Source organism: Paenibacillus sp. G34 (assembly GCF_056856875.1).
Map to the genome: position 1 here is coordinate 6,136,519 of NZ_CM166469.1, position 10,596 is coordinate 6,147,114.

9 protein-coding genes are annotated in these 10,596 nt (G+C 45.4%); 4 read left to right on the forward strand and 5 right to left on the reverse strand.

The window, feature by feature from the left end:
• Window positions 1-71 precede the first annotated feature (71 nt).
• On the forward strand, window positions 72-839 hold the full coding sequence (locus tag AC1VYS_RS27650; protein WP_482912304.1) for a class I SAM-dependent methyltransferase: 768 nt from the start codon (window positions 72-74) through the stop codon (window positions 837-839).
• A gap of 823 nt (window positions 840-1,662) precedes the next feature.
• Here the strand turns inward: AC1VYS_RS27650 and AC1VYS_RS27655 are convergent.
• Window positions 1,663-2,697 carry an NADH:flavin oxidoreductase/NADH oxidase gene (locus AC1VYS_RS27655; RefSeq protein WP_482912305.1) on the reverse strand — a complete coding sequence of 345 codons (1,035 nt, stop codon included), beginning with the start codon at window positions 2,695-2,697 and terminating at the stop codon, window positions 1,663-1,665.
• 418 nt (window positions 2,698-3,115) lie between these two features.
• Window positions 3,116-3,334 carry a 2-hydroxymuconate tautomerase gene (locus AC1VYS_RS27660; protein WP_482912306.1) on the reverse strand — a complete coding sequence of 73 codons (219 nt, stop codon included), beginning with the start codon at window positions 3,332-3,334 and terminating at the stop codon, window positions 3,116-3,118.
• A 394-nt stretch (window positions 3,335-3,728) separates the two neighbouring features.
• Here AC1VYS_RS27660 and pepT point away from each other — a divergent pair, with 394 nt between their 5' ends.
• Window positions 3,729-4,967, forward strand: coding sequence for a peptidase T (gene pepT, locus AC1VYS_RS27665; RefSeq protein ID WP_482912307.1), 1,239 nt, complete (start codon window positions 3,729-3,731; stop codon window positions 4,965-4,967).
• 254 nt (window positions 4,968-5,221) lie between these two features.
• On the opposite strand, the gene AC1VYS_RS27670 is transcribed toward pepT, so the two are convergent.
• A complete protein-coding gene (locus AC1VYS_RS27670) occupies window positions 5,222-5,914 on the reverse strand; it encodes a Crp/Fnr family transcriptional regulator (RefSeq protein WP_482912308.1) in 693 nt (230 codons plus the stop codon).
• 293 nt (window positions 5,915-6,207) lie between these two features.
• Here AC1VYS_RS27670 and AC1VYS_RS27675 point away from each other — a divergent pair, with 293 nt between their 5' ends.
• Complete coding sequence (locus tag AC1VYS_RS27675; RefSeq protein ID WP_482915146.1) at window positions 6,208-7,047, forward strand: methyl-accepting chemotaxis protein; 840 nt, start codon at window positions 6,208-6,210, stop codon at window positions 7,045-7,047.
• A 212-nt stretch (window positions 7,048-7,259) separates the two neighbouring features.
• Here the strand turns inward: AC1VYS_RS27675 and AC1VYS_RS27680 are convergent, their stop codons facing one another.
• Window positions 7,260-8,696, reverse strand: coding sequence for an alanine/glycine:cation symporter family protein (locus tag AC1VYS_RS27680; protein ID WP_482912309.1), 1,437 nt, complete (start codon window positions 8,694-8,696; stop codon window positions 7,260-7,262).
• 428 nt (window positions 8,697-9,124) lie between these two features.
• Between AC1VYS_RS27680 and AC1VYS_RS27685 the strand changes: the two genes are divergently transcribed.
• Window positions 9,125-10,054, forward strand: coding sequence for a response regulator (locus tag AC1VYS_RS27685; RefSeq protein ID WP_482915147.1), 930 nt, complete (start codon window positions 9,125-9,127; stop codon window positions 10,052-10,054).
• A 184-nt stretch (window positions 10,055-10,238) separates the two neighbouring features.
• On the opposite strand, the gene AC1VYS_RS27690 is transcribed toward AC1VYS_RS27685, so the two are convergent.
• Window positions 10,239-10,415: an aspartyl-phosphate phosphatase Spo0E family protein gene (locus AC1VYS_RS27690; protein WP_441924961.1), complete on the reverse strand. Its 177-nt coding sequence runs from the start codon at window positions 10,413-10,415 to the stop codon at window positions 10,239-10,241.
• Window positions 10,416-10,596: the final 181 nt, after the last annotated feature.

Here is a 10,596-nt window from a genome sequence, read left to right on the forward strand (position 1 = left end):
GGGATAAAATCTTCGAGATTTCACCTTCCACATTCCCGTTCAAACATTTTTAGTTGTGGAGGAATACTATAATGTCATTCAGTTATTACGGCCCCTTATGCACCAAGGTATACGATATTACCAAGCCGATTGGACACTCCTTGGGAGGGGATATTGAATTTTACAGCAATTTGCTCCAGGATTGCAACGGACGCATCCTGGAAGCCATGTCAGGTTCAGGGCGGATGCTTATTCCATTACTCGAAGCAGGCCTGAAGATGGATGGGGTCGATTATTCAGAAGCTATGGTTCAGTCTTGCCGTTCCCGATGTGCCCAACGCGCACTGCCTATGCCTGAGCTGTTTGTAGCCGATCTCGAGACCATGCATCTTCCTTATCGTTACGAAGCTATCATTATTCCGGGAGGCTCACTGATGCTTATTCAGGATCGTAGTTCTTCCATTCAGATCATGCAAAAACTGTATGATCACCTGCAGCCAGGAGGCAGGCTGGTCTTTGATCTCTTTTTGCCTGACTTAACCAAGCCCGCTTCGATTGATACTTCATCTGTTCGCTTACCCGATGGTGACACGATCACCATTGAAGTGAAAACGACCGAAATCAATCTGCTTCATCAATACAAAACAAACCTGATTCGCTATGAACAGTGGCACGAGGGGAAACTCGTTGACACAGAACTGCAGGAACTCACCCTAAGATGGTACGGCGTGGAGGAGTTGCGTCTTATTCTGGAGAAGGTCGGATTCACAGACATTGAGATCTATGCAGACTTTAATCCCGAGCAAAACCCTTCGCAAGCCAGCCAAAAGTTCGTATATGAAGCAACGCGCAAGTCATAATTTATGAATTTGCGCATTTAAACGATAGAACTGAATTTCTAACGATCACCACGAAGCTTATCTCCCCCTAAAAGGGGGTTTCAAAATTCTAACGATCTCCAGGAAGCTTATTTCATCAAAAAACCTGATAAACCGGCTTCAACGAAGCTAAATAAGCCAAATAACGTCTCTGGTGATCGTTAGAAAATTTGAATGGCTAAATTCGCCGAAATAAGGCTCCTCCTGATCGTTAGCACTCTCCATTTCCGTCTTACATATATGAAGCACCCAAACTCCAGACTCACACCTCGCTTACTCCTTACTCTCACGCCTTAACCTTACTCCTCACTCTCACGCCTTACCCTTAATCCTTGCTCTTACCTCGTACGAAATCTCATAACTCTTACTCTTACTCTTACTCTTACTCTTATGCCTTACTCCTTAGTCTCACTCTCACTCATAACTTTTACTCTTATGCCTAACCCTTACTCCTTACTCCTTACTCTCACTCTCACTCCTTACTCTTACTCGTACCCTTACTCGTACCCTCTCTCTCGCTCTTACACTGACTCTTACCACTACGTCACTACTATTACTTATTACTATTATCCTCGTTCTTGCTCACATTCCCACTCCTGCTCTTACCTCATACGAACACTCATCTTATGCTGATACTCATATCATCACAAGATACTCCACAGCTCGCTCAGCATCTAAAATCATATCTAGGGATCGGATGATTATGCCCCTTTATCCTTTATATCTATCCATGAGACGAGTCGCAGAATGGCACCCAGCTACCGCTGTACTTCTATTATGACAAGGTTGGGCAACCACCAAGCGTTTAATATCCGCGGGAGTATTGGACGGCAATCGCTGCCTGTTCTTTGCTGACACCCAGCTCAAACGCTGCATGATTTGCCCAGTACGGATCGCGCAGCATACCTCTGCCAATCGCAACCAAATCAGCATCCTCATTACCGATGACAGCCTGAGCCAGCGCTGCATCTTCTAACATGCCCACAGCAATTACTGGCACCTGCAGTTCCTCACGGAAACGACGGGCAAAAGGAACTTGATACCCCGGATAGTTCCCAGGTTTACGCTGACCGGATGGCCCTTCCCCACCTGAGCTAATGTGGAACATGTCCACGCCCGCCTCCTGATAGGCACGGCTAATCTGAATGGCATGATCGAGGTCATATCCGCCATCAGCATATTCCATTGCAGAGATTCGCATGATCAGCGGCATGTCATCAGGCATTTCTTTTTTCACCGCACGAATCACCTCTACGCCAAAGCGAGACAGATCTTGTCCATACGCATCCTCGCGGTGATTCATCAGCGGAGAGTGAAATTGGTGAATCAGATAACCATGTGCACCATGAAGTTCAATGGCATCCACGCCCGCCTGAACTGCACGACGCACACCATCTGCAAACTTCTGCACCATTCCTGCCACTTCTTCGGTGCTCAACGCGCGTGGCTCTTTGTATTTTTCGCCCGGGAACGTTACAACAGAAGGAGCCACCGGCTGCGGCGCGTCCTCGGCTTTACGGCCTGCGTGTGCAATCTGGATTGCCACTTTAGAGCCATAAGCATGCATTCCGTCTACCAGCTTGGTGAAGGCCGGAATGTGCTCATCTGACCATATTCCCAGATCATTGTCTGTAATTCTTCCATCTGGATCGACGTCTGTCATTTCGATAATGATGAATCCTGTTCCACCAACAGCACGGCTCACATAGTGAACCTGATGCCAGTCATTTGGAATGCCATCCTTGGCTGTAACCGAATATTGGCACATCGGCGCCATAACGACACGGTTCTGCAGCTGTAAACTTTTAAATTGGTAAGGTGAAAATAATTGCTCTGTCATGGTTCGTACAACTCCTGTTCCTGTTCCTGTTCTATAGTTCCTTTTCATTGTTCCGTTTCATTATTCTGCTTCGTGATCATGTCATCATTCAGCTTCATGACATGTCATCCGCCCGGTTTCTGCTCTAACGATCTCCAGGAAGCTTATTTGCCCCTGAATGAAGCTGTCAGAATTCTAACGATCTCCAGGAACCTTATTTCATCGAAAAACCCGAAAAACTGTCTCCATTGAAGCAAATTTAGCTAAATAACGTCTCTGGTGATCGTTAGAAAATGGCAATGGCTAAATTCATCTAAATAAGGCTTCTCCTGATCGTTAGCGCTCTTTGCAACCATTTTACGAATGCGAACATGGCCCCTTCGATTTTCACTTTGCATGCTGATATTTTGCTACCACGTTCTCCTTCACTTGCATTGCTTTAATCAGCCTTTCCTTGACTGACTTCGTTTGCATTCAGATCCGAGAACATTTTGCCGTTTTTACCGTAGTTATCTTTCTCCAAGTCCTCTATGAAAATAAAAACCTTACTTGCTTCAACATCCAACGTCTCGCAAGCAACCTCGGTCATTCGTTCGATCAACTGGCGCTTCTGCTCCTTCGTTTTGCCTTCCAGCATCTTCACTGTAATAAATGGCATGATCCAAACACATCCTTTCTACATAGCTATTATGAACCTGAGGCTCGAAAATTCAAGTACGCACTTTTTGGTGCCCTTCCTTGGACAACCATCCTAAATCCACTCCATCCCTAGCGGTAGAATACCATTCTCGAAATGAGACCAAAACATGGTATGATATCGTTACGACCCCACCAAAAGGGATATACAAAGGGTTATACGACCAACAGGGTTTTGATCTCGACAGACAGGGTTAAGAGCATCTCACCCTACCCCGTACGCACGGACATTCTGGAGCGCCTGACACAATGCCTGTTCCCTGCATGCAGTAATAGGAACGGATTATAACGCTACACATGTACAGCCTGGTGCGTCACATTCAACTTATATATTACCCACAAAGGAGCGATTACACTTGAAAGATATATTAATTCAGAGACTCAGCACTTATGTACAGATGGATACCCAATCCGATGAAAATAGTGACAACTGCCCATCCACGCCGGGACAACTGGCACTGGGTAAATTGCTTGTAGAGGAATGCACCTCCATTGGATTGCAGGAAGTGACGATGGATGAGAACGGCTATGTGATGGCTACACTTCCGTCCAATACGGACAAGGATGTGCCTGTCATTGGTTTCCTCGCCCACCTCGACACGGCAACCGATTTTACCGGCAAAAATGTGAAACCGCAAGTGGTCGAAAATTATGATGGTGAAGACCTCGTGCTGAACCGGGAACTGGACGTTATTTTGTCCACCCAAGACTTCCCCGAACTCCATGAGTACAAAGGTCATACGTTGATTACCACCGATGGCACAACACTGCTCGGTGCAGACAATAAAGCAGGTATTGCCGAGATCATGACGGCGATGGCTTACCTGATTGAACATCCGGAAGTGAAGCACGGCAAGATTCGGGTCGCTTTTACCCCGGATGAAGAGATCGGCCGTGGGCCGCACAAGTTCGATGTCACTGCTTTTGGAGCTAAATATGCCTATACCGTAGACGGCGGGCCGCTTGGCGAGTTGGAATATGAAAGCTTTAACGCAGCAGGGGCCAAAATTACAGTTCATGGTACCAACGTGCACCCCGGCACGGCAAAAGGCAAAATGGTGAGTTCGCTGAAAATTGCGATGGAGCTAAACGGAAGATTACCTGTAGAGGAAGCACCTGAATCCACAGAGGGTTACGAAGGCTTCTACCATCTGCTGTCGATGGAGGGTGACGTTGAACTAACGAAGATGCAGTATATTATTCGTGATTTTGACCGGGAGAAGTTTGAAGCGCGCAAAACCAACCTGTTAAACATCACAAATGAACTGAAGGCCAAGTACGGAGATAAACGCATTACGATCGAGATGAATGACCAGTATTACAATATGCGCGAGAAAATCGAACCTGTCCGCCAGATCGTTGATATCGCGCATGAAGCCATGACAAGGCTGGACATTGAGCCTATTATCCGACCGATTCGAGGTGGAACAGACGGTTCCCAGCTCTCCTACATGGGCATGCCAACACCAAATATCTTCACGGGTGGCGAAAACTACCACGGCAAATTTGAATATGTATCCGTAGATAATATGGTAAAGGCTACACAAGTCATCGTCGAGATTGCACAATTGTTCGAGCAGAGGGGAAACATCTGATCGAAATAGATAGGGAAGATATGTTACACACGAAAGAGCGAATGACCAAACCAAAAAATATGAGAAACTCCATACTTTGAAAAAAGTACAGGGTTTCTCGACAATCTGAGCACCCTTCACGTTGAAGGGTGCTTTTTTTGTTATCAGGGGGGGAAACGAGGCATACGGATTACAAGGAATGTAAAGTAAGTCAGCGCACGACGGTTCATTGGTGCAAAGACATTCACTTAATCGTACACGTTATCTCCTGCAATTCACTCGTACACATTACCTCCTGCGATTTCTCTCAGTTCCTCCACGTTCTGAATGACGATCTTGCGTCTTACTTTGCGGATAATATCTCGTCTGCACAAGTCCTGAATGACCCGATTGAGATGCCTATAGCTGGTGCCCAGCAGATCAGCCAGCTCCGTCAGTTTCGATGTCTGAATCTCCTCTGCAGCAGCTGTATCCTGATCGGCTGTAGATAACACATAGCTGGCAAATCTGCTTTCAACCGGATACAACATGTTCAGGCTCGAGAGATTCGAGAACGTATACAGCTTATGTGTCACTTGACTAAGCATAAAATGGAGAAATTTCGGATTCTCGGCATACGTGTTCTGAATGAAACGGTAGCTAATAGCGAGCAGCAGGCTCCGGTTCACGGACTGCACGGTATTGTTTGCTTCTTTCCCATTCACAAGCTCCAAGTCACCGACTAGAGCGAGCGGTGTACTGAATCGGAGCAGCAGTGACTTGCCGTTCGGCAGTGTTGTGAAGATTTTAAGCTTGCCTTCAACGAGAAAATATAAGCGTTCAGGACGTTCTCCTTTTTCACAAATAATCTCGCCCTTATCCGCCTCCAGCAGACGCAGCTCAGCAAGCACCGTTTCGTCCAGCACCTGATCCAATCCATGCTCTCTGGCAAGCTGCCGCATCAGCTCAAAGTCTAGTACTTCCTTCATCCAGCCCCACCTCCAATGTAATCTCCTTGCTCGTCAAAATGGACACATGTCCTATATTTTAATCTAATTTACATCTATGTATTGGCATAAAAACAGTTACAACTAGAACTAATATCCAAGAAAACGCACCACATGGGAAAAACTTTGAATATCCTTTGGAAAATAGTTCGATTTTCTTCCAATCAGGCATACAGGATATCTGATTTTTGTCCGATGAACAATAGAGGTCCTACAAATTTTCCAATACACTTTACATTTAAATATGGAGAGGATGATTGAGTTCCATGAGTAACATAAATATTGTTGACGCACTGTTAAAATCCCTGCCTTATATTAGCCTGATCCTGCGGGAGCCAGCAAGCTTGACCGTGTATGACCACGAGAAAGTATTAGATGTAATTATGACGGAGAAGTTCAATCTTGGTTTTGAAAAGGGAATGAAACTTCTGGACTCCTATCAGAACTTTGGCGTTTTAAAAAACGGTCGGGAAGCTACACTCTCTACATTGCCCAAAGAAGTGTTTGGAGTAGAACTGGATACGCTGAACGTTCCCATCTTTGATGATCATAATAACGTTGTGGCTGTATTCTGTGTATCCTATGATCAGTCCAATCAGAATCAACTGGAGGAAATCATCCAAGAGAACCAAGACATTAATGCAAACCTTGTTGACATGGTGCAGCATGTAGCAGCTCATGCCGAAGAATTGCAGGCTACCAGTGAGCAGATTTTGGAGAACACACGACTGGCTGTCCAGAACTCATCCCAGATTAACAAGGTTGCCGGTTTCATTCGTGAAATTTCCGAACAAACCAACTTGCTCGGCCTGAATGCTGCAATCGAGGCCGCCCGTGTAGGTGAAGCTGGTGCCGGGTTTGGTGTCGTGGCTTCCGAAGTACGTAAACTCTCTGTTGATGCGAAACAAGCAACAACCGATATTGATGCCAGCTTGAAAGACGTACAACAAGTGATTCAGCAGATGGAGGTTGAAGTATCACAGATCGCTGCTTCTTCACAAGAACAGGCAACACTGGTTGCATCGTTCACCGATGTCATCGAGAAGCTGAATGATACGGGCGCACGTATGAAAGCTCTGTCCGAGCAGCTAATCACTTACTCTGTACAAAAGTAATACAAGTAATCTAACAAGGGTGACTCTTACATTCCAGGGTCTTCCTAGCCAGCCTTGCAGACAGATTTGAGTATGTAATAAACAGGACTTGGAATGCCATCATGGTAGTCCAAGTCCTATTTTATTGTGTGTTATAACAAGCTAACAAGCTTCTTCGTTTGTTTGAACCTTTGGACGCGCCAGGAATGACATCAATCTAAATCATGCAAATGTTATCCTGTCGCATCCATCTTTCCTGTACTCCTCACTTCGTCTTCCGACTCCCAGCATTCAATCTCGCCCGGAATATGAATCCGGTCACGAGTGAATACAGGATCACGTCCCTCAGCCTTCTGCCGCTTATAGTCTTTTAACGCTTCAAAAGTGACTTTGGACAACATCAGGATGGCAATCAAGTTAACTACAACCATTAGTCCCATGAACAGGTCAGCCAAATCCCACACGAGTTGCACCTTAGCTACCGCACCAAATACCACCATGCTGATGACAGCAACACGATAAACCCAGAGCCAAACTTTGTTAGACTTAATAAATTCAATGTTTGTTTCGCCGTAATAATAGTTACCAATCAACGTACTGAAGGCAAACAGGAATACCATCACAGCCAGGAATCCTGAAGCCCATGGACCAATGTGTACACTAAGTGCAGCCTGAGTCAGCTCAATACCGCCCAGATTTGAACCTTGATATACCCCGGATAACAAAATAATCATAGCCGTACTTGTGCAAATAACCAGTGTATCTGTCAGAACACCAAACGCTTGGATCAGGCCTTGTTTGACCGGATGGGATGTATCTGCCGTTGCCGCAGCATTCGGCGCACTACCCATCCCGGCTTCATTCGAGAATAATCCGCGTTTAACGCCATTCATCAGCGCAGCACCCAGTGTCCCGCCAGCGACCTGTTCAATGCCGAAGGCATTTTTCACAATCAACGCAATCATGGCTGGAAGTTCTGTGATGTTTGCGAGCACAATAAATGCTGCCACTCCAATATACAACACAGCAAGTACCACCACGATATATTCTGACGCTTTTGCGATCCGTTTAACTCCGCCCATAATGATGCCTGCAAAAACGACAGCCATAATAATACCCACCGTTAAGCGATCCGTGCCAAACGAGTTCTGGAATGCCACTGTAATGGTGTTGGACTGTACAGCGTTAAAGACTAAGCCGAACGAAAGGGTGATTAGAATAGCAAAAAGAACTCCCATCCATCGTTTTCCAAGCCCACGTTCCATATAATAGGCCGGTCCTCCGCGGAATCCACCCTTGTCTTTAATTTTGTAGATCTGAGCCAAGGTGCTCTCCACAAAGCTCGAAGCCGATCCGATGATTGCAATAACCCACATCCAGAAAACAGCACCAGGTCCACCAAGGGCTATAGCTAGTGCGATCCCTGTAATGTTTCCCGTGCCCACACGTGCGGCCATACTGATACAGAAGGCTTGAAATGGGGAGATTTTACCCGGTTCCTTGCTCTTTGGCTCTCTGAGCACTTTGACCATATCACCGATCATACGGAATTGCATGAACTTCGTTTTGGTTGTGAAATAGACACCACAGACAACCAACAGAATGATTAACAGCTTGGACCAAAGAAAATCATTGAAAACGACGACAACATCTTGTATTGTTTGCTCCATCGATACGCCCCTTATTATGATGTATTATAAAAAAGACTACTGCATTCATTTCTTATCCTGAGACTACCTATGTCTGATTTGGTGCTGTGTTTGAAACATCTGAAAGTTTGCAACATTTTACACAACCACAGGTTCAGACGGATGCATGTTACTTATACTACAATTACACCTACCAAAAACGACAAATACCTACATGATTACTGCACATTTTTTTTGAAAATGCGCCTCTCTCATCCAGTCATTGTCATCTAACCTTACATGTAAGCTTCTATGCAGAATTGTCATTGGGAAGTATGATAGGAGAGGTATCTGAAGAGCCGGAGATAGCCAACATGTAAAGTAACCAAGATTTTATGGCGAAGGAATCGCCGTTTAACATAGAGCACATTGTAGAAACACCATGCTGAACTGGAAAGGACGTGACGGATTTGCGTTATTTTATCGTGGATGATGATCCAGGCGTGCGTTCCATGCTAATGGACATTATTGAAGATGAAGGATTGGGTGATATTGCCGGAGAAGCCGAGGATGGGGCACATATTCATGCCGAATTGCTGGATTTGCATAAGGTGGATGTACTGTTGATCGACCTGCTGATGCCACATCAGGATGGTATTCAAACGGTAAGGGCGCTTGAAGGGAAGTTCAGAGGCAAGATCGTCATGATCTCCCAGATTGAGTCCAAAAATATGATTGGAGAAGCTTACTCTCTGGGCATTGAGTATTATATTACGAAACCGATCAATCGGCTCGAGATTCTATCGGTGCTCAGGCTGGTCGAGGAGAGACTACGAATGCAGCAGTCTATTGCTGATATCCAGCGTACGTTGCAAGGACTGACCGGCTTGCACACGGGTGAACGTAAGCAGGCACAGGCTCCGGACAAAACAATTGCCACCACAGGCCATTTTCTGTTATCCGAGATGGGTATGATCGGAGAGGCTGGCAGCCGTGATCTGCTAGACATGCTGGAGTATCTCGAACAATTAGAGACGGAGGAACATAAGCTTTCACCTTACACATTCCCTTCTCTTAAAGACATCTTCCAGCAAATTGCTCAGCGTAAACTAGGAGAAAACGCCTTGGCTGCAGACATTACCAAAGAGGTGAAAGCATCGGAACAGCGGGTGCGTAGAGCCATTTTCCAGACACTCAGTCATGTGGTATCTCTTGGATTGACAGATTATACTCATCCGAAATTCGAAAACTACGCTTCTAAATTTTTTGATTTTACCGAGATTCGCAAAAAAATGCTCGAACTGCAAAACAACGTGGAACCCTCGCTGTCGCAGACCCGCATCAATACAAAGAAGTTCGTACAAGTGCTGTACCTTGAAGCCAAACGCATGCTCCACTGAACGAAAAACAGGCATGAATGATCCACCGTCAGAACCCCCTCCTCATTGTAGATGCAGGGTTAGTCCTTACGGCGATCTTCATGCCCTTCCTTGATTTGGTTGATGCGTTGCTCGCCCAAACCATATAAGTTCATACGATGATACACTACTACCATATATAGTTTCATTCCCGTTCAATTCACTCTCATGTTCGTGTCTGATTCCGGGACATTCGATTATATTCATTAATCAATTCATCCAGTGCCATCGACTGCCGAATGACTTCGGGATGTCCAAGCCTTCCCTTATTATGCTCAACCAGTTTATGAAGGTTATGCCTGGCTTTTTCTATTTTATTTTTCAAATCCAAACTCATAACCATGGCCCCTGATACCTCCTTAATTTGAGTTCCATTGTAGTGTTTCCTGTCAATCTATAGCTGGATTAACATATGGCATAGGAGACATGGATGTTTTGTATGCTTCTCCAAATTTTGAAAGGGCTAATTCCATTCTAATAGAGATTGGTGAAAAATACCAGATGTAACACTGCTTTGTCACATC